Consider the following 24,450-nt stretch of genomic DNA (forward strand, 5'->3'; position numbering starts at 1 on the left):
TTGGCAGGACCCTGCATGAAACTCGCGATCCTCTCGCGCGCGCCGCGTGCCTACTCGACGCAGCGCCTGCGCACCGCAGCGCTCGACCGCGGACACCAGGTGCGGGTGCTCAACACGCTCCGCTTCGCCATCGACCTGTCGGGCCCCGAGCCCGACCTGCAGTTCCGCGGGCGGCCGCTGTCGGACTACGACGCGATCCTGCCGCGCATCGGCAGCTCCATCACCTACTTCGGCACGGCCGTCGTGCGCCAGTTCGAGCAGATGGACGTCTACACGCCCAACACCGCGAACGGCATCGCCAACGCCCGCGACAAGCTCCGAGCGGCCCAGATCCTCTCGCGCCACCAGATCGGGATGCCGGCGACGACCTTCGTGCGCAACCGCGCCGACGTCATGCCTGCCATCGAGCGCGTCGGCGGTGCGCCCGTCGTCATCAAGCTGCTCGAGGGCACCCAGGGCATCGGCGTCATCCTCGCGCCGGACATCAAGATCGCCGAGGCGATCATCGAGACACTGCACAGCACCAAGCAGAACGTCCTCATCCAGAGCTTCGTGACCGAGAGCCGGGGCCGCGACATCCGCGCGCTCGTCGTCGGCGACCGCGTGGTCGCGGCCATGCGGCGCCGGGCCAGCGGCGACGAGTTCCGCTCCAACGTCCACCGCGGCGGCACCGTCGAGCCGGTCGAGCTGACCCCGGAGTACGAGCAGGCCGCGGTCCGGTCGGCGCAGATCATGGGCCTGCGAGTCGCCGGTGTCGACATGCTCGAGGGCAACGACGGGCCGCTCGTCATGGAGGTCAACTCCTCCCCCGGGCTCGAGGGCATCGAGACCGCGACCGAGCTCGACGTCGCCGGCGCGATCATCGACCACATCGCCGGGCAGGTCGCCTTCCCCGAGATCGACGTGCGCCAGCGCCTCACGGTGTCGACGGGCTACGGCGTCGCCGAGCTCGTCGTCCACGCGGGCGCCGACATCATCGGCAAGACGATCGGCGACTCCGGTCTCGAGGAGCGCGACCTCCAGGTGCTCACCCTGCACCGCGGCGCGAGCGTCATCCCCAACCCCCGCCGCCGCGTCGTGCTCGAGGCCGAGGACCGGCTGCTCTGCTTCGGCCGCCTCGAGGAGATGCGCTCGATGATCCCCGAGCGGCGCCGGCGCCGGGCCAAGGTGCGCAAGCTGCCGAGCGACCCGATCCACACCGTCGCCTGAGCGGCTGCGCCCGGCACACGGCATACGTCCTTCTGGAAAGGGTGACGCACCTTCGCGGTCGGCGACGGGCTGCCTGAGCACGAGCGCGTCCCGTCTGCGCGGGAACCTTCGTCATCCGTCCCCGCCGCTGCCGGACCGGACGGGCGTATGCCGGCAGGCGGGCTGCGTCACGCCTGGTGCCGTCGCGCCTCGAGCTCCTCGCGCAGGCGAGCGACCTCGGCGTCGGCGGATGCCGCCCGCTCGTCGGCCTCGGCAACCGGGTCCGGCGTCTTCATCTGGTCCACCTCGGACTTGAAGATGCGCGCCGACCGCCCGAGGCTGCGGGCCATGTCGGGCATGCGCTTCCAGCCGAAGAGGACCACGACGGCGATGGCGATGATGGTGAGCTCCGGCCACCCGAGATCGGCCACGGGAACCTCCTGAGGGTCAGCGGGACCGGCCACTGCCGGCACCCGCGCACGCATGGTGATGGGGCACCGTAGGAGTCCCGGCTGGGAAGCGGCCGAGGACGCGCTGGGACCTCGCCGGGCGTCAGGGCGTCGGAGCCGCTCCCGGGCCCGCGCCGGCCGCGAGCGCGTCGAGGTCGCGCTCGGCGTAGAGCCGGTGGAGGTACTCCTCGTTGAGGATCGTGCGCAGGACCCGGGTCACGGCATACGGCTCGGGCTCCGGGTAGCCGGGCTCGAGGACCGGCTCGGTCGTGCCGGCGAGCGCCTCGTCGGTGAGGTCGTCGACGACCCTGCGCACGGTCGCCATGCGGTCGGCGCGCAGCGCGAGGACCGCGTCGAGCGACGGGCGGACCTGGCGGTCGCGCGGCACCGGAGGGCTGTCGGGCATGTCGTCGTGGGGCAGGTCGAGGGCGTCCCACGGCTCGGGGTCACCGAGCAGCGCCCGGCACACCCAGGCATCGGTGGCGAAGACGAGGTGGCGCAGCGTCTCGATGAACGACCACTCCCCGTCGACCCGCTCGTGCAGCAGCTCGGGCGCGAACGTGCGCGCCCGGTCGACCGTCCCGGCCCAGAGCCGCTCGACGACGTCCCAGGCCTCGCGGTAGCCGTCTGCGTCGGTCGGCCGCATCTTCGGACGGTCGGGGTCGCGCCGGTCGAGCTCGGCCTCGACGAGCGGGGCGATGTCGACGCCGTTGATGCGGACGTTCTCGACGTCACCGGTGATGTCGACGTCCTCGAGCCAGACGTCGCGGGCCCGCAGGCCGCGCAGGTCGACCATGCGCAGCGTGGCGCCCCGCAGGTCGACGTCGTGCAGGCGCGCGCCGTCGAGGTAGACGTCCTCGAAGCTCGCCCCGGTGAGCCGGACCCGCTCGAACCGGGCCCCTCGCTGGTCGTCATAGGCCACGTCGCCCATCCCTGCCTCCTTCGCGTCACGGGCAGCGTAGGACCCATCCCGGACGTTCCGCGTCCCTTGCGCGTCCCTTCCGCACCTTTTCGGCCCGGGTCGCGCCGGGTCCGGGTCACGGCACGACGACGACCTCGGACTCGGTCGGCATCCAGGCGCCCCCGCCGGTCGGGCGCCGGAAGAGCATCGGCAGCCCCTGCGCCGACGCCCAGTCGACCGAGTCGGTGACCTGCACGTGCACGTGCGGCTGGGTGCTGTTGCCCGAGTTGCCGCAGCGGCCCACCACGTCGCCGGTGGCCACGGCGTCGCCGGGGGCGACCCCCAGCGAGCCCCGCTGCAGGTGGGCCAGCAGCACGTAGGGACCGACCGGAGCGAGGGCGATGACGACGTGGTTGCCGGCGACCGCGGGCGGACCACCACGGACCCGCCCGGCCTGACCCATGGCATACGCCAGGAGGGTGAGCTGGGAGCGGCGGGCGACATGGTCGACCTCCCCGTCGTGGGTCGCGACCACCCGCCCCGCAGCCGGCGCGAGCAGCGGCTCGCCGAACCCGCGGAAGAGCTCCGGCCGCTCCACCGAGAACGCCGTGCGCCACGTCCGCGGCGCCGGCAGGCCGTGCTCGTCGACGGCGACGAAGTCGATGGCGTATGCCGTGCCGAACAGGCGCGTCCCATGGCTCGGCACGCGTCGGGCCGGGCTGTTGCGGGCCATCCACCCCCCGCCCCGGAAGGGGAGGTCCAGCACGACGGGCACCTCGTCGTGGGGCCCGGGGGTCGTCATGCGTCCACTCTGCCCCGTGACCGGTCCCGGCGGCCGGTCAGCGAGTGCTGGACGCGGCGTGGACGGGCGCCGGAGCCTCGGCCGATGCCGAGGCCGCGAGACCGTTGGCCACGGAGACGACGAGGCCACCCAGCATGAAGGCGGCGATGGCGGCCGCGAGCGCCGAGGTCGGCAGCACCGGGATGAAGCGGCGGGCGCCGGTGACCGCGCCGGCCGCGCCGTGGTGCTCGTGCGTCAGCGCGTGACCCTTGCCGCGGGCGAGCAGGTAGCGGTTGACCGGGTAGGCGGCGAGAAAGGCCGCGACGAGCGAGATCGACATGCCGACCCAGAAGACCGCGTTGACGAGGCCCGCGTTCATCGCGCCGGGGATGACGGCCATGACGAGGTTGTCGACGACCTCCATCGTGAGGATCGAGACGGTGTCCGCGGCCAGGACGAGCCGCAGCGCTGCACCGAGGGCCAGGCCGCTGCGCAGCAGGGGCAGGCTCGAGAGGGTGTAGCCGAAGAGGAAGGCCAGGGCGACCGACAAGGCGATCGTCTGCCCGTTGCCGAGACCGGCCGCGGTGCCGAGCATGAGCCCGAGGATCTCGCCGATCGCACAGCCGGTGAGGCAGTGGAGGGTGGCGCTGGCCGCCATCGACACGAGGCTGCCGCCATGGCCCTCGTGGGTGGCATGGGCGGCGTGGCCGGCGTGCGGCGCGTGGGCGCTGTGGGCAGGGGAAGTGTGCTCGGCGTGCGGTGCGGGTGCTGCGTCACTCATGGTCTCGCCCTCTCACTCTGATATACCCCCCACGGGTATATAGGTCTGGGTCGGACAACGAGTCGCCACCGCCGGGCATTCCCTAGTCGGGCGGCCGGCGTGGAGCCGGATGCCCCTGACACGCAAGAATGCCCGCATGACCACGCCGGACAGCGCCGACGCCGTGACCGAGCTCCTCCTCGCCCACGTGGATCGCGCCACGACCGGTCCGCTCGACGACCCGGCCGTGGTCGCGGCGGTCGTCGGGGTCGAGAGGCTCGTCGTCGCCACCGGCTCGACCGACGCCCACGTCCTGCGCGACGCCCTCGCGGGCCGGCCCGTGGCGGGAGCCGACGCCGGCCACGTCGCCGACCTCGTCGCGGAGGCACGCGGTCACGTCGCCGCCGGCCTCATCCGACGTGACTCGGGTCAGTCCGTCGACGCCGGCGTCGTCAACCCGGCCTCCGGCGGCTACGAGATCACGACCGACGCGAACCTGCTCCGGGCCGCGGTGCGCGCTGCGCAGGGGTCGATCGACGCGATGCCCTACTACGGTGCCCGCTACGGAGCCCGAGGATCCCGGTTCGCGACGACGGACTCGGCGTGGCTCATCTCCCTGGCCAGGCTGGGAAGCGACCGCGCCATCCACCAGGTCGAGTGGCTCGCCCGGGTCCTCGCCGCCCGGGGCATGCCGTCCTGGCTGCTCGAGATCCACCTCGACGCCCTCGTGGCAGAGGTCCGCGCCGTCGCCGGCGAGGACGCCGTGGGATCGCTCCCCGCGGCCGCACTCGCCCTCGCGGCGGTCCGCCGCCGGCACGTCGACGACGACCTGCTGCGCGCGGCCGACGACTGGGCGGACGAGGCGCTCGGAGACGCTCTCCCCGTGCCCCGCGCCGGGGCTCTCATGGCCGCCGCCGTCGCCGACCTGCGGGCGGGCGTCACGCGTGACGACAGCTCGCTCGTGGACTGGCTCACCGACCCGGCGCGGGTGCCGGAGACCGTCGTCACCGCGCTGCTCGCGGTGCGCCAGCGCATCCTCGACCAGGCGCTCTGACCGAGTCGCACCGCCGAGTCGCACCGCCGAGTCGGACCGGCCGTGAGGATGTCCCAGATTGGGGCTTGACCTTGACGCAGCGTCAGGGTTGCAGCCTTGGTCCATGACCACATCACACGCCATCGAGATCGCGGGACTCACCAAGTCCTACGGCGACCAGGAGGTGCTCAAGGGCGTCGACCTGGCCGTCCCCCGCGGCACCGTCTTCGCCCTGCTCGGCTCCAACGGCGCCGGCAAGACGACCGCGGTGCGGATCCTGTCCACGCTGCTCCGAGCCGACGGCGGCGCCGCCTCGGTCAACGGCTTCGACGTCGCCACCCAGCCCGCGCAGGTGCGCGAGTCGATCAGCCTGACGGGGCAGTTCGCAGCGGTCGACGAGATCCTCACGGGCCGCGAGAACCTCGTCCTCGTCGCGGAGCTGCGCCGGCTCGAGGACCCGGAGGGGATCGCCGACGACCTGCTCGCGCGGTTCGCGCTGACCGACTCGGCCGAGCGCCGGGCCGCGACCTGCTCCGGCGGCATGCGCCGCCGCCTCGACATCGCGATGAGCCTCATCGGCGATCCTCCCGTGCTCTTCCTCGACGAGCCCACGACGGGGCTCGACCCCCAGTCGCGCAACGAGGTCTGGAAGACGGTTCGCGAGCTCGCCGGGCACGGCACGACGGTGCTGCTCACCACGCAGTACCTCGAGGAGGCCGAGCAGCTCGCCGATCGGATCGCCATCCTGCACGAGGGCCGCATCATCGCCCAGGGCACCCTCACCGAGCTCCAACAGCTCTTCCCCCCGGCCACCGTCGAGTACGTCGAGAAGCAGCCGACGCTCGAGGAGGTCTTCCTCGCGATCGTCGGTCACGACGACGCCGTCACCCAAGGAGACCAGCGATGACCACCACCGTCGGCACCACCCCGCGCGTCGGGCACGTCGGCAGCGACACGACCGTCCTGCTCAAGCGCTCCCTGCGCCACATCCTGCGCAGCCCCGACACCATCATCACCACGGCCATCACCCCGATCGCCATGCTGCTGCTCTTCGTCTACGTCTTCGGCAGCGCCATCAAGGTCACCGGCGACAGCTACGTCGACTACCTGCTGCCGGGCATCCTGCTCATCACCGTCGCCTCGGGGATCGCCTACACTGCGTTCCGGCTCTTCACCGACGTCTCGAGCGGCATCTTCGAGCGCTTCCAGTCCATGCCGATCGCGCGGTCGGCCGTCCTGTGGGGACACGTCCTCACCTCGCTCGTCGCCAACCTCGTCTCGCTCGCCCTCGTCATGCTCGTCGCTCTGGCGATGGGATTCCGTTCGCACGCAGGACTGCTCGCGTGGCTCGGCGTCCTCGGGATCCTCGTGCTCTTCACGCTGGCCCTGACCTGGCTGGCCGTGATCCCCGGGCTGACCGCGACCTCGGTCGACGGCGTCAGCGGCTTCTCCTACCCGCTGATCTTCCTGCCCTTCATCAGCTCGGCCTTCGTGCCCACCGAAGGCATGCCGCCACCGGTGCGGTGGTTCGCCGAGCACCAGCCGGTCACCTCGATCGTCGACACCATCCGCAACCTCTTCGCCGGCCAGCCGCTGGGCAACGAGGTCTGGGTCGCCCTCGGCTGGTGCGTCGGGCTGCTCCTGCTCGCCTATGCGCTCGCGATGCGCACCTACCGCCGCAAGCTCGGCTGACGGCTCGACCCACCAACCTTCCCGCCCGCGCCAGCGCGCCTCGTCCCGGTCCCGTCCGGGACGAGGCGCCTGGACACCGTCACCACAGGAGAATGAGGTCATGCTGACCATCAGCCAGCTCGCGGCATACGCCGGCGTGACCGTGCGCGCGGTGCGGCACTACCACGCCAAGGGGCTGCTGCCCGAGCCCGAGCGCGACCACTCCGGCTACCGGCGCTACGACGCGGCGGCCGTGGTGCAGCTCGTCCGGATCCGCATCCTCGCCGACGCCGGCGTGCCCCTCTCCCGGGTTCAGGAGCTGCTGACGGCCGACGACGAGGAGTTCGCGGCGGCGGTCGACGACATCGACCGCCGCCTGCGCGAGGAGATCCGCGAGCGGCGTCTGCACCGCGAGCGGATCGCGAAGCTCGCGGCGGGCGACAGCCTGGCGCTGCCGCCCGAGGCCGTCGCCTACGTCGAGCGGATGCGCGAGCTCGGCTTCCCGGAGCGGGTCATCGAGGTCGAGCGCGACAGCTGGATCCTCATCGCCGCCCAGATGCCCGAGGCGGTGACGTCGCTCATGCAGATCAAGCAGGTGCAGATCAACCACGAGCCGTTGCGCCGCCTCTACCTCGACATCGGCGACCTCGTCGACTGCGGGCCCGACGACCCGCGGCTGCCGGCACTGGCCGACCGGGTGGCCGCCTTCATCGAGGCCGCGGCCGCGCAGGGTGAGGGGGTCGAGGACGAGCACCCGGTCAGCCCCGAGCTCGTCGCGCTGCTCGACGCGGCGTTCCTCGAGTCCTTCGCCTGCGCGGCGCGCCTCCTCGAGCTGCTCGAGGAGCGCGGCTGGACGGGCTGGACCGATATCCGACGCAAGGAGCAGCCGGTGTGAGGATGGCGTCATGACAGGCGTACGACGCTTCGACCACGTCGGCATCACCGTCGCCGACCTCGACACCGTGACGGCCTTCTTCGTCGGGATCGGGCTCGAGCCGACGGGCCCACGGATGGTCGTCGAGGGCGAGTTCCTCGACACCGTGATCGGCATCCCCGGGGCCCGCACGGAGATCGTCATGCTGCGCCCGCCCGACGGAGGCACCTGCCTCGAGCTCTCGAGCTTCGCCCGTCCCGAGCACGAGCCGGGCTCGCCCACGGCGATGGCCAACGAGCTGGGTCTGCGCAACGTCGCCTTCGAGGTCGACGACCTGCGCTCGGTGCTCGAGCGGCTCGGCGCCGACGGCTACGGCCTCGTCGGCGGGGTCGGTGAGTACGAAGGCGTGTGGCGCATGGCCTACGTGCGCGGGCCGGAGGGGATCATCGTCTCCCTCGCCGAACGCCTCGAGCACGCCTGACGCGGCGACCCTCTCCCCGCAGCCCGGCCGCTCGTCGGTCGTCAGTCGTCGGTCGTCAGTCGTCGAAGACCGACCAGCAGATGGCGTTGCGCGCCAGCTGGTCGTCGAGGACGAGCTCGCGCACCGGTGGCGGGAGCTGGTCGCGCTGCCACGCGCACTCGGTGCGCCCGGCGGCCGCACTCTCGTCCACCGACACCGCTGCTCGAGCAGCCTTGATGGCGTAGGCCGCCGCGCCCAGGTCGTGGGCGGCGACGTGGGCGACGCACGCAGCCTGTCCTGCCGCGTATGCCGCGAAGCGCGGTGCGCCACGCAGGTCGCGCGCGGCGCCCATCGCGTGTCCACCGGCAGCCCGGGCCGTCATCATCGTCACCTCGCCGCGCGTCCAGGCGCGGGCGTGCTCGATGGCCTTGCGCGGGCGCGGGTCGTCCGGCCGCTCGGACTCGAAGTGACCGAGCACGTGCTCTGCGCACGTGGCCGCCCAGAGGGCGAGCAGGTGGTGGTCGGCGTCCGTCAGCGTCCCGCCCCGACGGATGGTCACCAGGCGCGGGTCACGGACCGCGGGAAGGATCACGTGCCGACTCCCGACACGGTTGGGGACTGCATCCGTCGACCCTACGACGAGCCCGTTGACGGGCGAGACGGGTTACCGTGCGGCATGGCCACCGAGTCGACCTACACCGTCGCGCCGCTCAGCCCCGAGACCTGGCCCGCCTTCGATGCGCTGGTGCAGCGGCACAACGGCATCTTCGGTGGCTGCTGGTGCATCTGGTTCCACCCCGACGGTCCCGAGCGCGGCCAGGGCGCCGAGGCCAACCGGGCGCTGAAGAAGGCCTACGTGGAGCAGGGCAAGGCGCACGCCGCACTGGTGATGGACGGCGACGACGCCGTCGCGTGGGCCGAGTACGGCACCCCGGCCGAGCTGCCCAGCCTCCACCACCGCAAGGAGTACGACGCGACCAAGACCGCGGACCCCGACTACCGGATCACCTGCGTCTTCGTCGACCGGCGCCACCGGCGACACGGCCTGACGGAGCTGGCGATCACCGGTGCGCTCGAGCTCATCGCCCAGGCCGGCGGCGGGAGGGTGGAGAGCTATCCCCATGACCTGACCGACCAGACCAAGAAGATGTCGTCGTCGTTCCTCTACAACGGCACCCGTCGGCTCTACGAGCGGCTCGGCTTCACCTACGACCGGCCCAAGGGCCTGAAGAACTGCGTCATGGTCAAGACCGTCGAACCTGCATGAGGTCGCGGACCAGCGGCACGGCAGCTCAGTCCGTCGTCGCCGCAGACGCGTCGACGCACACGACTCCCGTGTTGCCGTCCTGGTCAGCGATCACGGTGAGGGACGGCGCGTCGCTGTCGTCGACGACGGTCCCACCAGCGGCGACGGCGGCGGCGATCCGTGCCTCGGCCACCTCGGGCGCCACGTAGACCTCGACGTGGAACCGCTGACGCGGGGTCTCGTGCTCGTCGGAGTCCCCGAACCAGAGGTTCGGTATGCGCCCCGTGGCGTCCCGGATCTCGTCGCTGGGCGACCCGCGGCCCTGGGACTCGGCGCTCCCCGTCAGCAGGGCTGCCCACACCGGGGCGATGGTCGCGGAGCGCGCCGTGTCGAGACCGATCTCGATCTCGCTGACCGAGCCCGGGTCGGCGTCGATCCCGTGGTCGGCGGCGATCTCGGTGATGCGTCGCGCGAGGTCCACGTCCTGCTGGGTCACCCATTCGACGACGTGCTCGGTGCCCTCGTCGTCGCGGTAGACGGCGTCGTCGCTGACCAGCTCGAGGTGGACGTGCCCGTTGCCGATCGACACGCGCGGGTGGTGGTTGAGCTGGTCGCCTGCCTCGCCCACCGCGGTGACGAACCGTGCCGCGGCCGCGAAGTCGTCGACCACGTAACGGGCGTGCAGTCCCTGGGCCAGCTTGCGCCAGTCGACCAGCTGGGCCTCGGCGATCTGTTCGCTCTTCAGCATGTCCATGGACGGGGACGGTATCCCCGATTCAGACCCAGCAGGCGCTTCGTCGCCCACCTCGTCGTGCTGGTGGCGGCCGGTCAGAAGTTGTTGGCCATGTTGGTGAAGCGGCTGAAGTGGCCCTGGAAGGCCACGACGATCGTGTCGGTGGGGCCATTTCGGTGCTTGGCCACGATGAGGTCGGCCTCGCCCTCGCGGGGAGAGTCCTTCTCGTAGGCGGCCTCTCGGTGGAGCAGGATCACCATGTCGGCGTCCTGCTCGATCGAGTTGTGCACGGCGATGCCGTTGGCGATGAAGTTGTGCGTGCCGATCACCGTGGCGTCGAAGACTTCCTCGACCCCGTCGGGCTCGATGGTCACGACGTCGTCCCACAGCACGTCGTTGGCGGCCTCGAGGTCGAGGTCGAGGCTGTGGAAGACCTCCTCGAGGCGCTCGAGGCTCATCCCGTTGTCGTCGAGCACGCCGTCGGCGATGTCCTCGGCCCGGAAGCCGACCCGGCGGGACGAGCGGGTCGGCACGGCAGCGTCCTCGGGCACGTCGGCGCCGGACCGTTCGCGCACGATCTGCAGCAGCAGCTCCGCCGCAGCGGACTTCTCCGTGTGCACGGCGATCTCCTGGAGGAAGCGACGCTGGTCGTCGACCCCGCGCACGTCGAGCTCCCACAGCTTTTCGCGTGCCGCGACGGTGGTGGAGATGCCGAAGCGGAGCAGCAGGTGTGCCACGTCGTCGAGGAGGCGGCGTGACGCATGGCGCAGGACGATGCGGCCCTCGCGCGCGTCCTCGTCAACGGTGATCTCACCGTCCAGGGCGAAGAGACCGTCGATGAGCAGGCTGATCTGACGCTTCGGGAAGCGGGCGATGTCCGGCATGAGGGCGCGCTCGCCCATCTCGACGACGTCGAACCCGATCGCGCAGCCACGCGAGGCCAGTCGGCCTCGGGAGTCGTCCGGAGTGCGCGACGACAGGATGAGCGCACCGAGCCGGAGGTCGGCGTCGTCCAGGACCTCGTCGAACATCTCCGGGGCCGGGACGTGCCTCGGCACCGCGACGCGGCTCCCGTTGCGGAGGTCGCCGAGCTGCGTCCAGCCCGAGGTGGTCAGGAACGGGTGGTTCTCCGTCGCGCGGATCGTCTTGCCGGACGCCAGGGTCAGCCGGAACACCGGACGGACGCCGGTCGAGAAGACCTTGGTCATCGGACGCTTGACGTAGCGCAGCGACTCGTCGAGACCCCACACGGGGACCTCGCGGTCGGGGTGGCGGTCGTACTCGTCGACGAGCTCGGCCATCGACATCGTGGCGCCGGTGTCGGCGCGCAGGATCCGGGTGTCTGCCGTGAGGCAGCCGGACTCACGCAGGTCGCTCATCGCGGGCTTCTTGTCGGCGCGCTGCTCGGCGCCACGGTTCAGCTGCGAGATCGCGATGACCGGGACCTCGAGCTCCTTGGCGAGCAGCTTGAGCGCACGCGAGAACTCCGAGACCTCCTGCTGGCGCGACTCGACGCGCTTGCCCGAGCTCATCAGCTGGAGGTAGTCGATGACGACGAGCTTGAGGTTCTCGCGCTGCTTGAGCCGGCGGCACTTGGCGCGGATCTCCATGAGCGACATGTTGGGCGAGTCGTCGATGAAGAGCGGGGCGTCGGAGACACGGCCCATCGTCGAGGCGAGGCGGGTCCAGTCCTCCTCGCGCATCGTGCCCTTGCGCATGTGCTGCAGCTGGATGCCGGCCTCGGCCGACAACAGACGCATGGTGATCTCGGTGCGGCTCATCTCGAGCGAGAAGACGACGGAGGCCATCTTGTGCTTGATCGCGGCCGACCGGACGATGTCCAGACCGATGGTCGATTTTCCCATCGCCGGCCTGGCGGCGATGACGATCATCTGGCCGGGGTGCAGACCGTTGGTCAGGGCGTCGAACTCGGTGAATCCCGTTGGCACACCGGTCATCTCGCCGGAACGGCCCGATGCGACCTCGATCTCGTCGACCGTGGCCTCGATGATGTCACCGATGGCGTGGTAGTCCTCGCCGCCACGCTTGTCGGCGACGGCGTAGACCTCGGCCTGGGCCGCGTTGACGATGTCCTCGACGTCGCCGCCGCCCTGGGCGTAGCCGAGCTGGACGATGCGGGTGCCGGCCTCGACGAGGCGGCGCAGCACGGCGCGCTCGGCGACGATCTGGGCGTAGTAGCCGGCGTTGGCCGCGGTGGGGACGGAGGCGATGAGCTGGTGGAGGTAGGCCTGGCCGCCGACGCGCCCGAGGTCGCCGCGCTTGGTCAGCTCGTCGCTGACGGTGATGGCGTCGGCGGGCTCGCCGCGGCCGTAGAGGTCGAGGACGGCGTCGTAGATGAGCTCGTGCGCAGGACGGTAGAAGTCGGTGCCCTTGAGCTGTTCGACACAGTCGGCGATGGCGTCCTTGGACAGGAGCATGCCGCCGAGGACGGACTGCTCGGCGCCGACGTCCTGGGGCGGGAGCCGGTCGTCGGGTGGCCCCCCGTCACGCTTCGACGACGACGCAAAGGCACTGGTGCTCAGCTCGTCGAGCGACACGTGCTCCCCTTCCCCTGAGTGGTGAATGACCTCGGTGCAACCCGGTCCACACCAGTAGACAGCGCAGCCCTGACAGTGCCGGCTCCGGGGGCCGGGACGAGACCCGGACGGCCTGTCTGCTCCCCTCCCCGAGGAGCACCCGCCCCACCGTAGGTGCCTAGTCGGCCGACAACAACCTCAAGTGCCCCGGCCTTGCTAGCGCCTGTGGACAACCGGTGGACGGGCATCCCCGACACGCCGTCAACAGGTGTGGACAACGTGTGTGTACAACTGTGGGCATGTGGTGGCGGTCACACCCGCCCGTGCTCGTTGACCTGCACGGATGCCCGTCCACGGGCTGTGGAGAACAAGTTCCTCACCCCTGTGCGTTGTCCACAGACGTGCGCGACACGCCCGAACGTGGGGTATGCAGCGTGCCCGGGTCACGCGCCCCGTGCTCACAGCGGCTCACCGCTGCTCACAACCCCGCGGCCGAGGCGTCGTAGTAGTCCCGGTTGCGCAGGCCCGCCGCGGCCGCCTCGTCGAGGACGGCGGTGGCGTCGGCGTGCCACTGGAGCACCGACGCCGGGCACGATGCCGACAACGGTCCCTCCAGCGCAGCGGCCACGGCGTCGGCCTTGCCCGCCCCGGACGCGACGAGGACGAGACGTCTCGCGTCGAGCACGGTGCCCAGCCCCTGGGTGACGCAGTGGGTGGGCACGTCGTCGATCCCGTCGAAGAACCGGGCGTTGTCGTGCCGGGTCCGGTCCGAGAGGCGCTTGACCCGGGTGCGGGACGACAACGCCGAGCCCGGCTCGTTGAAGCCGAGGTGGCCGTTGGCGCCGATGCCGAGGATCTGGACGTCGATCCCGCCCGCGTCGGCGATGAGTCGCTCGTACTCCGCGGCACCGGCGACGAGCTCGTCCTCGTCGCGGCCCGAGCCGTCCGGCACGTGGAGGCGGTCCACCGGCAGCCCGAGCGGCCCACAGACCTCGCGGAGCAGCACCTCGCGATAGGACTGCGGGTGTCCGACGCGCAGCCCGACGTACTCGTCGAGCGCGAAACCGCGGGCGTGACCCAGGTCCAGGCGCCCCGCGCGTACCGCTGCGGCCAGCTCGGCGTAGAGCCCGACCGGGGACGAGCCGGTGGCGAGTCCGAGCACCGGCTCCGTGCGGCGTGCAGCAGTGAGGCCGTCGATGACGACCTCGGCGGCACGACGCGCGACGTCGGCGGGCGTGGGCAGCACGAGGACCTCCATCAGCCCACCCTCTCACCGGACGGGACGGCCGGGCGGACTCCGCCTGCGGACGGCCGTGCCGCGACGTGCGACCAGCCTCTGCCCCCGATCCACGCGGCTCCGAGTGCCGCCACGGGGACGTCCGGCGGCAGCAGCTCCACCCGGCCCGCGAGGTCGAGGGCCTCGATGATCCGGGAGCCGCGCGCTCGCCGAGCCAGGTCTGCCCGGACCCCGTCGAGCAGGGGCCCACCGAGGCCCGACAGACCACCGCCGACGACGACACGCTCGGCTCCGGACGCCAGGGCGAGCACCTGGACGGCGAGCCCCACTCCCGTGCACAGGACGTCGACGGCGGCAGCTGCGAGCGCGTCACCCGCCGCCGCGGCGACGAAGGGGTCGCGGGCTCGACGCGCGCCCTCGGGCCACAGACGGGCGAGGGCGGACCCGGACGCCACCGTCTCGAGGCAGCCGACCTGCCCGCACGTGCAGGGCGCGTCCCCCGCGATGGGAAGGTGCCCGATCTCCCCGGCGGCGCCGTCGATGCCCCGGACGACGACGCCGTCCCGCACCACGGCCGACGCCAGCCCCGTCCCCAGGTTGAGGTAGGCCAGGGCCTGTCCCACGGCACTTCCGGGTGGGCGCATCCGCCAGGCGCCGTAGGCCGCGGCCTTGACGTCGTTCTCGACCACCACGGGCGCGCCCAGGCGCGTCGACAGCTCGCCGGCGAGGTCGAGGGAGTCGACGCCGAGGTTGACCGCATGCCGCGCCCACCCCGTCACGGGGTCCACGAGACCGGGCATGCAGGCGCCGACCGAGGCGCCGCCACCCCCGCACGAGTTGAGCACCTCGTGGGCCAGCGCGGCTGCGACGTCGACGACGCCGGCGGGACCGCGACCCGAGGGCGCGGACCGCAGTCCCTGCACCGTGCCGTCGTCGGCCACGAGGGCGACGGCGGTCTTCGTGCCACCGATGTCGATGCCGAGCGCAGCCGTCATCGCGTCGGCACCCCGAGGTAGCGTCCGAGCGCCTCGGCCACGACGACGGAACCGCCGAACGTCACGAGGTCGGCACCTCCTCGGGGCCAGCCGCAGTCGACGACGATCGTCGGGTGTCCCTGCGCGCGAAGCCGTTCGGTGACCTCCCAGGCAGGGTGCCGGGCGGAGAGCCCACGCCCGGCGACGGCGACCTTGGCCCCGGCGGGCACGTCGTCCTCGGCCGTCGCCAGCCCCGCGGCCCTGGGTCCCCAGGCGACCGGACCGACGGCGAGGTTGTGGTCCGACGCGACCTGCACGATGACGGGCTCACCCGGGGTGTCGAGCCAGGGACGCACCGCCTCCCCGACCTCGAAGCCCCGGACGAGCGCGCCGTTCGCCCAGCCGGGCACGTCACGGCTGCCGCGGACCTCGGCCCCCGCACCGACACCAAAACGCCTGGACATCAGAGCGACCCGGTCCGCCGCGTCCTCGAGGCGGCCGACCGGCAGACGCCCGGACAGTGCCGCATCGACGATGGCGTTCACGACGGCGAGGAAGCAGTCCTGGCTCGTCTCCGACCCGATGCACAGCAGGTCGCATCCGGCCACCAGGGCACGCACGGCCGCCTCCGGGATGCCCGTCTCGGCGGAGGCTCCCGCCATGTCCAGCGCGTCGGAGACGATGACGCCCTCGAAGCCGAGTCGGTCACGCAGCACGTCCCCGAGCACGGTCGGCGAGAAGGTCGCGGGCCGCTCGGCGTCGATGGCGCTGACGACGACGTGCGACGTCATGATGCACGCGACGCCGGCCTCGATCGCCGCACGGAACGGCTCGAGCTCTCGCGCGTCGAGCACGTGCGCCTCGGCGTGCACCCGCGGCAGCGCGTGGTGCGAGTCGGTCACGGTGTCGCCGTGTCCCGGGAAGTGCTTGGCGCAGGCGGCGATCCCGACGGACTGCACCCCCTCGACGTAGGCCGCCGAGTGCCGTGCCACGTGGGGCGCATCGGCCCCGAAGCTGCGCACGCCGATGACGGGGTTCTCGTCAGCCGAGTTGACGTCGACGACCGGCGCCAGGTCGAGGTTGATCCCGTATGCCGCGAGCTCGCCTCCGATGGCCGAGGCGGACGCCCGCGTGAGCGCGGTGTCGTCGAGGCGCCCGAGCAGGGCGTTGCCGGGCTGGGTCGAGCCGGTCGGGTAGTGCAGCCGGGTCACATCACCCCCCTCCTCGTCGACGGCGACGAGGAGCTCCGGACCCGCGGCCCGCAAGGACGAGCACAGCCGGGCCAGCTGGTCGGGGTCGACGACGTTCGCGGCGTAGAGGCAGACGGACGCGAGGCCCACGGCATACTCCCGTTCGATCCAGGCAGGGACGGTCGTGCCGACGAATCCGGGCATGAGCGTGCCGACGGCGAGGCGCCGCAGCGCCTCTCGTGAGGTGGTCATCTCAGCCCTTCACCGCCCCGCCGACGAGGCCGTTGCTCATGCGTCCCTGGACGACGAGGAAGAAGATGATGACGGGCACGGCGACGACGGTCGACGCGGCCATCACCTGGCCCCAGTCGGTCTCGCGGGTCGCGCTCGCCTGGACGAAGCCGCGCAGCCACAGCGGCAGGGTGCGCGACTGCTCCTCGGTCATGACGACCAGCGCCACGGTGAACTCGTTCCACGCCTGGAGGAAGGCGTAGACCCCTGACGCGACGAGCCCGGGGGCCAGCAGCGGGAACGTGATCCGCAGGAACGCCTTGGTCCGGGAGAGGCCGTCGACCATGGCGGCCTCCTCGAGCTCGACCGGCACACCGGCCACGAAGCCGCGCAGCATCCACACGGTGAACGGCACGACTGCGGCGGTGTAGAGGAGCGCGAGTCCGAGGACGTTGTTCAGCAGTCCGATGGAGCTCATCATCTTGTACTGCGCGATGAAGAGTCCCTCGGCCGGCAGCATCTGGATGAGGAGCAGCGCGAGGATGAACGACCGTCGACCCCGGAAGCGGAAGCGGCTGATCGCGAGCGCCCCGAGGAAGGCGATGACGATCGCGGCGGCCACGGTGATGAGCGTGACCGCCAGCGAGATCCCCAGCGCCCGAACGAATCCCGTGTCACCGAAGACGGTCGAGAAGTTGTCGAGGGAACCGCCGAAGGGCAGGAAGGTCGGCGTGCTCGACTGGAGCGTCACTTTGTCGAGGAAGGCCGAGTTGAGCATCCAGTAGACGGGGAAGGCCCAGACGAGGGCGAGCGCGACGGCGACGACGGTGAGCAGCGATCGCCGGGTCGACCGGCGTGATCGGGCGGGTCCGAGGATGCGACTCACGACTCCTCCTTCATGAGGGAGCGGACGTAGAACCAGCTGACCGCGACGGTGAGCAGCAGCATGAGGATGGAGACGGCGCTGGCCATGCCGAAATCGCCTGCGCCCGTGCCGAGCTGGTAGATGTACGTGCCGAGCAGGTGCGTCTCGTTGGCGACCCCGCCGGCGTCCTGGAGCAGCTTGATCTGCGTGAAGACCCGGAGATCCCAGATCAGCTGCAGCAGCAGGACGATCGAGATGACGGGCGACACGAGCGGAAGGATGATGTGCCGCAGGCGTTTCCAGCCGCCGGCTCCGTCGATCTCGGCCGCCTCGAGCACCTCCGGCGAGAGCTGGGTCAGGCCGGCATAGATCGACAGCGCGACGAACGGCACGCTCATCCACACGACGATGACGGCCGCGACGACGAAGAACGACAGCGGCTCGACGAGCCAGTTGTGGCCCTGCGCGTCGACGCCGATGCGCTCGAGGGCCCAGTTGAGCAATCCGTTGCGCCAGTTGACGATCCACGTCCACACGGTCATCGAGGCGACGACGGGCATGGCCCAGGCCAGCAGCAGCGCGACCTGGAGGGTGAGTCGTCCGACGGCGTTGACCGCCCCCATGAGCAGGGCGAGGGCGAGACCGATCACCACCGTGAGCAGTGCGCAGACGAGGCAGAAGGCGAGCGAGCGGCCGACGACCACCCAGAGGTTCGGGTCGGTCAGCAGGGCGGTGTAGTTCGACAGGCCCACCGACTCGGGCGGCTGGCCGAACTGCTGCATCATCCCGAAGTGCTGGAAGCTCGTGATCACCTGCCAGCCCACGGGGTAGCCGAGGGCGGCGGCGAGCAGCAGGATCGCGGGGACGACGAGCAGCGCGGGCGTGTGCCGTCTGGCTGGGCGGGCGCGGGTCGCGGGCTCCGGCGCGGGGGCGGTCTCGGGCGGAGCGGTCGCGGTGGAGGTCATGGTCTGGCCTTTCGAGCCGGTGCGAGCCTGGTCGGGCGTCTTCGGACCGTGGTACCGGCGGCCGGGTGGGTGGGCACCCGGCCGCCGGGGCTTGGGTCAGGCGACCGGCGTCACTTGAGGTTGAGCAGCGGCGTGATCTTGGCGTCGTACTCCTGCGCGAGGGCGGTGAGGTCCGAGGCGTCGCGGATCTTGGAGAAGAACTCCTCCATGATCTGCTTCGACTCGACGACCGCCCAGCCCGGAGCGGCAGGGGTCAGCTTGGAGTTGGACGCGGACTCGATGAGCGCCTTGGCGAACTGGTCGTCACCGAGCGAGCTGACGTAGTCGGAGTTGGCGGGGCCGAGGCCGGCGCCCCCGAGCTTCTTCTGGTAGTCGGCCGAGAAGATGATCTTCAGCAGCTCCTTCGACAGCGCCTGGTTCTGGCTGGCCTTGGAGATCGCGATGTTGGACCCGCCGGCGAACACGGGCGCGGGCTTGCCGTCGTTGCCGGGGAGCACGAAGGTCGTGAACGTCTTGTCGTTCCACTCACGGACCTTCTTGCCGTCCTTCTCCTTGAGGTCACCGATCGACCAGTGGGCCCACCCGGGCGCCATGATGGTGGCGGCGGCGAGGGAGGTCTTGCCGGTGACCTTCTGGTTCTCGTCGAGGATCTCGTCGGAGTCGTTGACGTAGAGCCACGGCGTGACGTCCTTGGCGTCGGCGGGTGCCTTGGACGCGTTGCGGTAGAGGTCCTGCAGCTGGGTCAGGCCCTTGACCGTGTTGGGGTCGGCGAGCGTCGAGACCCACTGTCCGTTCTGCTGCTTCGCGAGGTCACCGCCGTTGGCGAAGATCCACGAGATCCCGTTGCGCCAGTCCTGCCCGCCGATGAAGAAGCCGCTGAAGTTCTTGATGTTGCGCGGGTTCTTGGCCGTGATGGCCTTGACCGCGGTGTCGAACTCGTCGAGGGTCTTCGGTGCGGCGACACCGGCCTCCTTCCAGAGGTCCGCGCGGGCGAACATGTAGCGCGAGCCGAAGTAGTAGGGCAGCGCGTACTGCTTGCCGTCGACCGTGCCCACGTCGACGAACGACTGGAGCAGCTTGCTGCCGCCGAGCTCCTGGTAGACGTCGGACAGGTCGCTGAAGGCGCCGACGTTGGTGAAGGTCGGGCTCTGGGTGTTGCCGATCTCCGTGACGTCCGGCGTGTTCTTCGGGTCGGGCAGCGCGGTCGTCAGCTTCGTGACGAGGTCGGGCCAGGTCTGCTCCTCGATCTTGAGCGTGGCGCCGGTCTTCGCCTTGAAGGTGTCCTGCAGGTAGGTGCGCAGCTCCTTCGGCGTGTCGGTGCCGGCGAGCCAGAGGGTGACCGTCTTGCCGGCGTTGCCGGCGGTGCCCGACGCGCCCGCGGACGGGTCGGTGGTGGAGCCGGTCGCGCCGCCACCGCAGGCGGTGAGCACGAGGGCCGCGGTGGTCGTGGCGACAGCCAGACCCAGGGTCTTCTTCATCCTGTCTTCCTTTCGAAGGGCCGCGGAGCGGACCGGTTGTTCGCGTGGACGCGAGTTGAGGGGTGTCCCTGTGGAGGGGAGTTCGGGGGTGTCCGGACCGTTCGGGAGGGCGTATGCCGTCCCGCCGGGCCGGTCGTCAGGCGACACCGAGCTGGTCCCAGAGGACGAGGACGGCGGCGCCACGCAGGACGATGTCGTCGGAGCGGTGCGCGAGGCGCACCGTCAGGTCGGTGGTGGTGCGGGCGAGGAGCCGGGCTCGCAGCGTCTCGTCGAGCGCGTCGCGGAGGACGCCGCCGAGCAGGTGCTCGGGGCCGCTGAGCACGACCTCCGAGAGGTCGAGGGCGGCGACGACCGGGGCGAGGGCGATGCCGAGCCGCTCGCCCGCCTCGCGGAGCGGCTCCTGCGGTGCATCGGCGGCAGCGGCGGCGAGCGCCTTCTCGAGGTTCGGGGCGGAGATCCAGGTCTCGAGGCAGCCGAACTTGCCGCAGCGGCACATCGCGCCACCGTCGGTGCCGACCGTGACGTGACCGATCTCTCCGGAGGCGAAGTGGGCGCCGCGCACGCGCTGGCCGCCGACGATGAGACCACCGCCGACACCGCGGCCGATCTTGACGAGGACCAGGTCGTCGCCGCCCTCACCGAGCGTGTAGTCGGCGTGGACCGCGGCGTCGGCGTCGTTGACGACGAAGACGGGCAGCCCGGTGGCGGCGGCGACGATGTCGCGCAGCGGCACGTCGGTCCAGCCGAGGTTGGGGGCGGTGTCCACGACGCCGCCGGGGCCGACGATGCCGGGGGTGCCGACGCCGATGCCGAGCAGCGGGGCCGTGGCCGCGCCGACGACCTCGTGGACGAGGTCGAGCACCGTGTCGACGACGGCCTGCCCGGAGTCGTCCCCGATCGGGCGCTCGGCGCGGACGAGGATGTTGCCGTCGAGGTCGAGCACGGCGGCGCGCAGCACCTCGTGCTCGGCGAGATCGACGCCGATGGCCTGCAGGCCGGTCCGGTTGACGTCCACGAGGGTGCCGGGCTTGCCGGGGCGCACCACCTCGGACGGGCCGAGCTCGACGGCGTGACCGCTCTCCATGAGCTCGGAGACGAGGTCCGACACGGTCACCTTGCTCATCCCGAGGCGGCGGGCGAGGTCGGCGCGGCTCATCGCTCCCACGGAGTAGAGCATCTGGAGCACGAGGGAGAGGTTGTGCCGCCGGCCGTGGGCGGGCAGCACGGCGGAGCGGGGGGAGACCCGGCGGGCACGAGGAAGGGCGGTCGTCACGAGAGTTAGTAAAGTTTACTAACTCTCGTGTTGGCAAGGGGTTCAGGCAAATTTTCTCCGCCGCGACGACCTCGCCCCACGAGGTGGGTGGTGCGACCTACAGTCGAAGCATGTGCCGCAACATCCGACAGCTCCACAACTTCGAGCCCGCCGCGACCTCGGACGAGGTGCGTGCCGCCGCGCTGCAGTACGTCCGCAAGGTCAGCGGCAGCACCAGGCCGAGCCAGGCCAACCAGCACGCGTTCGACGAGGCCGTCGAGGCGATCGCCCACGCGACGCAGCACCTGCTCGAGCACCTCACGACGAGCGCGCCGCCCAAGGACCGCGAGGTCGAGCGCCAGAAGGCCCGCGAGCGCAACGCCGTGCGCTTCGGCACCCCCGCCTGACGCGACCCGCCTGTCCCGCCACCGCCGACCTACCCTGCTCACCTGCCCTGCTCACCCGCCCGGCTGACCCGCCCGGCTGGCCCCGCCGGAGATCCCCGGCACCATCCTCCTGCGCGCGCCCTGACGGCCGTCCTAGTCTGGCCGCATGGGCATCTGGGCGACCCAGGTCACGCCGCGCATCGTCGCGGCCGGGGGTGAGGACGACGCCGTCCGCACCCTGCGCGCCCGCGCCTGTCACGGCCTGCGCGGCCAGGTCGTCGAGCTCGGCTTCGGCAGCGGCCACAACGTCGGCCTCTACCCGCCGGAGGTCACGCGCATCGTCGCGGTCGAGCCGTCCGACGTCGCCTGGGAGCTCGGCGCCGCACGCCGAGCCCGCAGCTCGATCCCCATCGTCCGTGGGGACCTCGACGGGCAGTGGCTCAGCCTCGAGGACGCGAGCGCCGACGCGGTCCTGTCCACCTTCACGCTGTGCACGATCCCCGACGTCCACCGCGCCCTCCTCGAGGTGAGGCGGGTGCTGCGTCCCGGCGGAGCGCTGCACTTCCTCGAGCACGGCGTCGCGCCCGAGGAGGGTGTGCAGCGGTGGCAACGCCTCATCGAACCGGTGCAGAAGAAGGTCTTCGACGGCTGCCACCTGACCCGCCGCATCGACGAGCTGATCGAGGAGTCCGGCCTCGTCATCGAGGACGTCGAGCGGGCCTACGCACCGATGCCGAAGGTCATGCGGCCGTGGGTCTTCGGCTACCTCGGCCGCGCCGTGCGGCCCGCCCGCGACGTCGTCGCCCTCGACGACTGACGGCCCGTCGGCGGCGCCGACTACGGTTGGCGCATGACGAGCGGCCCACATCCCGACCTTGTGTCGGAGGTGCAGGCGGCGCTCGTCGCCCGGGCGGATCCCGAGCGGGCCCTCGGGCAACAGCGGTACATGAAGTCGTCGATGCCCTACTTCGGTCTGACGTCCCCTCAGCTCAAGACCGCCCTCGGCCCCCTCCTGCGCGACCCCGGCCTCGCCATGGAGTCGCGCGAGCAGTGGGAGGCGACGATCCGCGCCCTCTGGGACGGTGCCACGCACCGGGAGCAGTGGTATGCCGCCATCGCCCTCGCGCGTCACCGGCCCTACCGCACGTGGGTCGACAGCGACGCAATGCCGTTGTGGGAGAGCCTGATCCGGGCCGGTGCCTGGTGGGACGTCGTCGACGACATCGCGACGCACCTCGTCCGCGACACGGTGCTGGCCCACCCGACGATCGAGGGCCTGCGCATGCGCGACTGGGCCGGGTCGGACTCACTGTGGGTGCGACGTGCGGCGATCATCTGCCAGGTCGGTGCGCGCGACCGCCTCGACCAGCACCTCCTGTCCGACGTCATCGAGCCCAACATCGACGACCCGGACTTCTTCAGCCGCAAGGCGATCGGCTGGGCCCTGCGCGACCACGCCCGCGTCGACCCCGCCTGGGTGCGGGCCTTCGTCGACGCGCACCCAGGCCTCTCCGGCCTGTCCCGGCGCGAGGCGCTCAGGCACCTCGGACCGCTGTCGTGAGCGCACCGCCCCCTCCGGTGAGCCACCGGCGCGAGATCGTCCGCCTCGCCGTCCCCGCCTTCCTCGCCCTCATCGCCGAGCCGCTGTTCCTGCTCGCCGACTCCGCGATCGTCGGACACCTCGGCACGGCAGAGCTCGCCGGGCTCGGCGTCGCGAGCGCCGCCCTCGTGACGGCAGCCGGCATCTTCGTCTTCCTCGCCTACGGCACGACGAGCGTCGTCGCGCGTCACCTTGGCGCGGGCGACGAGCGCGCCGCGGTCAGCGCCGGCATCGACGGGCTCTGGCTCGCCCTCGGGCTCGGCGCCCTCACGGCCGCCGTCGTCGCGGTTTGGGCAGGCCCGATCTGCGCGGTCTTCGGCGCCTCGCCCGCGGTCCTCGAGCAGGCCACGACCTACCTGCGCATCTCGGCCCTGGGCATCCCCGCGATGCTCGTCATCCTGGCCGTCACCGGGGTGCTCCGGGGTCTGCAGGACACGACGACGCCCCTCGTCGCCTCCGTCGTCGGCTTCGGCGCCAACATCGTGCTCAACCTCGTCTTCGTCTACGGGTTGCACTGGGGCATAGCCGGATCCGCGTGGGGAACCGTCATCGCACAGACCGGGATGGGCGTCGCGCTCGTCACTGTGCTGCTCGTCAAGGCGCGGGCGCGGCACGCCCGGCTGCGCCCGCATCCCGCACGCGTCGTCGCGGCCGGCCGCACCGGCATACCGCTCCTCGTGCGCACGGTCGCCCTGCGCGCGACGCTCCTCGTCACGACCTGGGTCGCCGCCTCCCTCGGCGACGTCCCGTTGGCCGCGCACCAGGTCGCGCTGACCGTCTGGTCGTTCCTCGCCTTCGCGCTCGACGCGCTGGCGATCGCGGCCCAGGCGATCACCGGTCGGGCGCTCGGTGGCGGCGACCGCGACGGCGTGCGGCTCGCCATGGGCACGATGGTGCGTTGGGGTGTGGGGGGTGGCCTCGCGCTCGGACTCGCCATCGCGGCCCTGCACGTAGTGATCCCGCCGCTCTTCACTCCGGACCCGGCAGTCCAGCAGGCGCTCGGCGCTGCCCTCGTCGTCGTCGGCCTCGGCCAGGCGGTCGCGGGCTACGTCTTCGTCCTCGACGGGGTCCTCATCGGCGCGGGCGACGGCAGCTGGCTGGCTCGCGGGATGGTCGTCACGTTCGTCGCCTACCTCCCGGTCATCCTCGCCGTGCGCGCAGCCGGCCCGAGCGGCTCCCCCACGCGCGACGTCGTCGTGCTGTGGCTGGCGTTCACGGCCTTCATGGTCATCCGTGGCGTCGTGCTCGGGTGGCGCGCGCGTCGCGACGACTGGATGGTCGTCGGCGTCCGCTGATCGGGCTCAGCCGGGCCGGTCGGCCTGGCGGCGAGCCTGCCAGGCCTTCTTGGCGGCGTCGCTGCGGCGACGGCGGCTCGCCTCCCGCGCCTTCGCAGCGCGTCCGGCGGCGGCTGGACTGCACCGCGTCGTCGAACAGCCAGGCGGGCAGGGCATCGTCGACGACGAGCTCGCCGCCGGGGACGGTGAGGGCGCGCACGATCTGGATGACTTCGACACGCTGCTTGCCGAGACGCCGGGTGTCGAGCACCGCGGCCGTCCGAGCGAAGTCCGCGTAGGGCACGAAGGTCTGCACCGCACACCCTCCCGTCGTGGCGTCCATGACGTCCCGCACCCTCGAGACC

General features: G+C 71.7%; 26 protein-coding genes. 11 read left to right on the forward strand and 15 right to left on the reverse strand.

Annotated elements, in window-relative coordinates; translation table 11 throughout:
- Window positions 1-15 precede the first annotated feature (15 nt).
- Window positions 16-1,209 (forward strand): RimK family alpha-L-glutamate ligase, encoded by a 1,194-nt coding sequence (locus ABD831_RS04985; protein WP_344942410.1) that lies wholly within the window; start codon window positions 16-18, stop codon window positions 1,207-1,209.
- A gap of 167 nt (window positions 1,210-1,376) precedes the next feature.
- Here the strand turns inward: ABD831_RS04985 and tatA are convergent, their stop codons facing one another.
- The 4 genes from tatA to ABD831_RS05005 form a co-directional block, all read right to left on the reverse strand.
- Window positions 1,377-1,619, reverse strand: a complete 243-nt coding sequence (gene tatA / locus ABD831_RS04990; protein WP_344942414.1) for a Sec-independent protein translocase subunit TatA — start codon at window positions 1,617-1,619, stop codon at window positions 1,377-1,379.
- A 121-nt stretch (window positions 1,620-1,740) separates the two neighbouring features.
- Window positions 1,741-2,568, reverse strand: a complete 828-nt coding sequence (locus ABD831_RS04995) for a DinB family protein (protein ID WP_344942418.1) — start codon at window positions 2,566-2,568, stop codon at window positions 1,741-1,743.
- A gap of 106 nt (window positions 2,569-2,674) precedes the next feature.
- Entirely contained in the window at window positions 2,675-3,340 is a 666-nt protein-coding gene (locus tag ABD831_RS05000) for a peptidoglycan DD-metalloendopeptidase family protein (RefSeq protein WP_344942421.1), read from the reverse strand.
- 37 nt (window positions 3,341-3,377) lie between these two features.
- Window positions 3,378-4,100 carry a DUF4396 domain-containing protein gene (locus ABD831_RS05005; RefSeq protein ID WP_344942424.1) on the reverse strand — a complete coding sequence of 241 codons (723 nt, stop codon included), beginning with the start codon at window positions 4,098-4,100 and terminating at the stop codon, window positions 3,378-3,380.
- Between the two features lie 136 nt (window positions 4,101-4,236).
- Here ABD831_RS05005 and ABD831_RS05010 point away from each other — a divergent pair, with 136 nt between their 5' ends.
- The 5 genes from ABD831_RS05010 to ABD831_RS05030 all read left to right on the forward strand — a co-directional run bounded on the left by ABD831_RS05010 (window position 4,237) and on the right by ABD831_RS05030 (window position 8,138).
- Window positions 4,237-5,133 (forward strand): hypothetical protein, encoded by an 897-nt coding sequence (locus ABD831_RS05010; RefSeq protein WP_344942427.1) that lies wholly within the window; start codon window positions 4,237-4,239, stop codon window positions 5,131-5,133.
- Window positions 5,134-5,236: 103 nt separating this feature from the next.
- Window positions 5,237-6,019 carry an ABC transporter ATP-binding protein gene (locus tag ABD831_RS05015; protein WP_344942430.1) on the forward strand — a complete coding sequence of 261 codons (783 nt, stop codon included), beginning with the start codon at window positions 5,237-5,239 and terminating at the stop codon, window positions 6,017-6,019.
- A complete protein-coding gene (locus ABD831_RS05020; protein WP_344942433.1) occupies window positions 6,016-6,804 on the forward strand; it encodes an ABC transporter permease in 789 nt (262 codons plus the stop codon). Before ABD831_RS05015 ends, ABD831_RS05020 begins: the two co-directional genes overlap by 4 nt.
- A 100-nt stretch (window positions 6,805-6,904) precedes the next feature.
- Window positions 6,905-7,678, forward strand: coding sequence for a MerR family transcriptional regulator (locus ABD831_RS05025; protein ID WP_344942436.1), 774 nt, complete (start codon window positions 6,905-6,907; stop codon window positions 7,676-7,678).
- Between the two features lie 10 nt (window positions 7,679-7,688).
- Window positions 7,689-8,138 (forward strand): VOC family protein, encoded by a 450-nt coding sequence (locus ABD831_RS05030; protein WP_344942439.1) that lies wholly within the window; start codon window positions 7,689-7,691, stop codon window positions 8,136-8,138.
- A gap of 55 nt (window positions 8,139-8,193) precedes the next feature.
- On the opposite strand, the gene ABD831_RS05035 is transcribed toward ABD831_RS05030, so the two are convergent.
- Window positions 8,194-8,709: a putative immunity protein gene (locus ABD831_RS05035; protein ID WP_344942442.1), complete on the reverse strand. Its 516-nt coding sequence runs from the start codon at window positions 8,707-8,709 to the stop codon at window positions 8,194-8,196.
- Window positions 8,710-8,793: 84 nt separating this feature from the next.
- Here ABD831_RS05035 and ABD831_RS05040 point away from each other — a divergent pair, with 84 nt between their 5' ends.
- Complete coding sequence (locus tag ABD831_RS05040) at window positions 8,794-9,384, forward strand: GNAT family N-acetyltransferase (RefSeq protein ID WP_344942445.1); 591 nt, start codon at window positions 8,794-8,796, stop codon at window positions 9,382-9,384.
- 25 nt (window positions 9,385-9,409) lie between these two features.
- On the opposite strand, the gene ABD831_RS05045 is transcribed toward ABD831_RS05040, so the two are convergent.
- The 9 genes from ABD831_RS05045 to ABD831_RS05085 all read right to left on the reverse strand — a co-directional run bounded on the left by ABD831_RS05045 (window position 9,410) and on the right by ABD831_RS05085 (window position 20,846).
- The gene (locus ABD831_RS05045; RefSeq protein WP_344942448.1) at window positions 9,410-10,117 is read right to left on the reverse strand and encodes a 4a-hydroxytetrahydrobiopterin dehydratase; all 708 of its coding nucleotides are present in this window, start codon (window positions 10,115-10,117) and stop codon (window positions 9,410-9,412) included.
- Between the two features lie 74 nt (window positions 10,118-10,191).
- Window positions 10,192-12,654, reverse strand: coding sequence for a replicative DNA helicase (dnaB, locus tag ABD831_RS05050; RefSeq protein ID WP_425582778.1), 2,463 nt, complete (start codon window positions 12,652-12,654; stop codon window positions 10,192-10,194).
- 457 nt (window positions 12,655-13,111) lie between these two features.
- The gene (locus ABD831_RS05055) at window positions 13,112-13,891 is read right to left on the reverse strand and encodes a glucosamine-6-phosphate deaminase (protein ID WP_344942451.1); all 780 of its coding nucleotides are present in this window, start codon (window positions 13,889-13,891) and stop codon (window positions 13,112-13,114) included.
- Window positions 13,891-14,865 carry an ROK family protein gene (locus tag ABD831_RS05060; RefSeq protein ID WP_344942454.1) on the reverse strand — a complete coding sequence of 325 codons (975 nt, stop codon included), beginning with the start codon at window positions 14,863-14,865 and terminating at the stop codon, window positions 13,891-13,893. Before ABD831_RS05060 ends, ABD831_RS05055 begins: the two co-directional genes overlap by 1 nt.
- Entirely contained in the window at window positions 14,862-16,286 is a 1,425-nt protein-coding gene (nagZ, locus tag ABD831_RS05065) for a beta-N-acetylhexosaminidase (RefSeq protein WP_344942457.1), read from the reverse strand. Before nagZ ends, ABD831_RS05060 begins: the two co-directional genes overlap by 4 nt.
- 1 nt (window position 16,287) lies before the next feature.
- On the reverse strand, window positions 16,288-17,151 hold the full coding sequence (locus ABD831_RS05070; protein WP_344942460.1) for a carbohydrate ABC transporter permease: 864 nt from the start codon (window positions 17,149-17,151) through the stop codon (window positions 16,288-16,290).
- Window positions 17,148-18,095, reverse strand: coding sequence for a carbohydrate ABC transporter permease (locus tag ABD831_RS05075; RefSeq protein WP_344942462.1), 948 nt, complete (start codon window positions 18,093-18,095; stop codon window positions 17,148-17,150). Before ABD831_RS05075 ends, ABD831_RS05070 begins: the two co-directional genes overlap by 4 nt.
- Window positions 18,096-18,205: 110 nt before the next feature.
- Window positions 18,206-19,573, reverse strand: a complete 1,368-nt coding sequence (locus ABD831_RS05080) for an extracellular solute-binding protein (RefSeq protein ID WP_142175515.1) — start codon at window positions 19,571-19,573, stop codon at window positions 18,206-18,208.
- Between the two features lie 136 nt (window positions 19,574-19,709).
- Complete coding sequence (locus ABD831_RS05085; RefSeq protein ID WP_344942467.1) at window positions 19,710-20,846, reverse strand: ROK family transcriptional regulator; 1,137 nt, start codon at window positions 20,844-20,846, stop codon at window positions 19,710-19,712.
- 110 nt (window positions 20,847-20,956) lie between these two features.
- Between ABD831_RS05085 and ABD831_RS05090 the strand changes: the two genes are divergently transcribed.
- The 4 genes from ABD831_RS05090 to ABD831_RS05105 all read left to right on the forward strand — a co-directional run bounded on the left by ABD831_RS05090 (window position 20,957) and on the right by ABD831_RS05105 (window position 24,106).
- The gene (locus tag ABD831_RS05090; RefSeq protein ID WP_142175510.1) at window positions 20,957-21,232 is read left to right on the forward strand and encodes a DUF2277 family protein; all 276 of its coding nucleotides are present in this window, start codon (window positions 20,957-20,959) and stop codon (window positions 21,230-21,232) included.
- Window positions 21,233-21,377: 145 nt separating this feature from the next.
- Entirely contained in the window at window positions 21,378-22,028 is a 651-nt protein-coding gene (locus ABD831_RS05095; protein WP_344942472.1) for a class I SAM-dependent methyltransferase, read from the forward strand.
- A gap of 33 nt (window positions 22,029-22,061) precedes the next feature.
- Window positions 22,062-22,772: a DNA alkylation repair protein gene (locus ABD831_RS05100; protein WP_344942475.1), complete on the forward strand. Its 711-nt coding sequence runs from the start codon at window positions 22,062-22,064 to the stop codon at window positions 22,770-22,772.
- Window positions 22,769-24,106, forward strand: coding sequence for an MATE family efflux transporter (locus ABD831_RS05105; RefSeq protein ID WP_344942478.1), 1,338 nt, complete (start codon window positions 22,769-22,771; stop codon window positions 24,104-24,106). Before ABD831_RS05100 ends, ABD831_RS05105 begins: the two co-directional genes overlap by 4 nt.
- On the opposite strand, the gene ABD831_RS05110 is transcribed toward ABD831_RS05105, so the two are convergent.
- Window positions 24,039-24,401: a pyrimidine dimer DNA glycosylase/endonuclease V gene (locus tag ABD831_RS05110; RefSeq protein ID WP_344942481.1), complete on the reverse strand. Its 363-nt coding sequence runs from the start codon at window positions 24,399-24,401 to the stop codon at window positions 24,039-24,041. The two genes, ABD831_RS05105 and ABD831_RS05110, sit on opposite strands and share 68 nt — an antisense overlap.
- Window positions 24,402-24,450 lie beyond the last annotated feature (49 nt).

The sequence above is a fragment of the Terrabacter ginsenosidimutans genome (genome assembly GCF_039539425.1).
GTDB classification, from domain to species: domain Bacteria; phylum Actinomycetota; class Actinomycetes; order Actinomycetales; family Dermatophilaceae; genus Terrabacter; species Terrabacter ginsenosidimutans.

What these genes read in the sequence shown, in the direction of transcription:
- ABD831_RS04985 (WP_344942410.1), top strand. Translation starts at nt 16, where the DNA reads ATGAAACTCGCGATCCTCTCGCGCGCGCCGCGTGCCTACTCGACGCAG.
- ABD831_RS04995 (WP_344942418.1), bottom strand. Translation starts at nt 2,568, where the DNA reads ATGGGCGACGTGGCCTATGACGACCAGCGAGGGGCCCGGTTCGAGCGG.
- ABD831_RS05000 (WP_344942421.1), bottom strand. Translation starts at nt 3,340, where the DNA reads ATGACGACCCCCGGGCCCCACGACGAGGTGCCCGTCGTGCTGGACCTC.
- ABD831_RS05005 (WP_344942424.1), bottom strand. Translation starts at nt 4,100, where the DNA reads ATGAGTGACGCAGCACCCGCACCGCACGCCGAGCACACTTCCCCTGCC.
- ABD831_RS05010 (WP_344942427.1), top strand. Translation starts at nt 4,237, where the DNA reads ATGACCACGCCGGACAGCGCCGACGCCGTGACCGAGCTCCTCCTCGCC.
- ABD831_RS05015 (WP_344942430.1), top strand. Translation starts at nt 5,237, where the DNA reads ATGACCACATCACACGCCATCGAGATCGCGGGACTCACCAAGTCCTAC.
- ABD831_RS05020 (WP_344942433.1), top strand. Translation starts at nt 6,016, where the DNA reads ATGACCACCACCGTCGGCACCACCCCGCGCGTCGGGCACGTCGGCAGC.
- ABD831_RS05025 (WP_344942436.1), top strand. Translation starts at nt 6,905, where the DNA reads ATGCTGACCATCAGCCAGCTCGCGGCATACGCCGGCGTGACCGTGCGC.
- ABD831_RS05030 (WP_344942439.1), top strand. Translation starts at nt 7,689, where the DNA reads ATGACAGGCGTACGACGCTTCGACCACGTCGGCATCACCGTCGCCGAC.
- ABD831_RS05040 (WP_344942445.1), top strand. Translation starts at nt 8,794, where the DNA reads ATGGCCACCGAGTCGACCTACACCGTCGCGCCGCTCAGCCCCGAGACC.
- ABD831_RS05045 (WP_344942448.1), bottom strand. Translation starts at nt 10,117, where the DNA reads ATGGACATGCTGAAGAGCGAACAGATCGCCGAGGCCCAGCTGGTCGAC.
- ABD831_RS05055 (WP_344942451.1), bottom strand. Translation starts at nt 13,891, where the DNA reads ATGGAGGTCCTCGTGCTGCCCACGCCCGCCGACGTCGCGCGTCGTGCC.
- ABD831_RS05060 (WP_344942454.1), bottom strand. Translation starts at nt 14,865, where the DNA reads ATGACGGCTGCGCTCGGCATCGACATCGGTGGCACGAAGACCGCCGTC.
- nagZ (WP_344942457.1), bottom strand. Translation starts at nt 16,286, where the DNA reads ATGACCACCTCACGAGAGGCGCTGCGGCGCCTCGCCGTCGGCACGCTC.
- ABD831_RS05075 (WP_344942462.1), bottom strand. Translation starts at nt 18,095, where the DNA reads ATGACCTCCACCGCGACCGCTCCGCCCGAGACCGCCCCCGCGCCGGAG.
- ABD831_RS05080 (WP_142175515.1), bottom strand. Translation starts at nt 19,573, where the DNA reads ATGAAGAAGACCCTGGGTCTGGCTGTCGCCACGACCACCGCGGCCCTC.
- ABD831_RS05090 (WP_142175510.1), top strand. Translation starts at nt 20,957, where the DNA reads ATGTGCCGCAACATCCGACAGCTCCACAACTTCGAGCCCGCCGCGACC.
- ABD831_RS05095 (WP_344942472.1), top strand. Translation starts at nt 21,378, where the DNA reads ATGGGCATCTGGGCGACCCAGGTCACGCCGCGCATCGTCGCGGCCGGG.
- ABD831_RS05100 (WP_344942475.1), top strand. Translation starts at nt 22,062, where the DNA reads ATGACGAGCGGCCCACATCCCGACCTTGTGTCGGAGGTGCAGGCGGCG.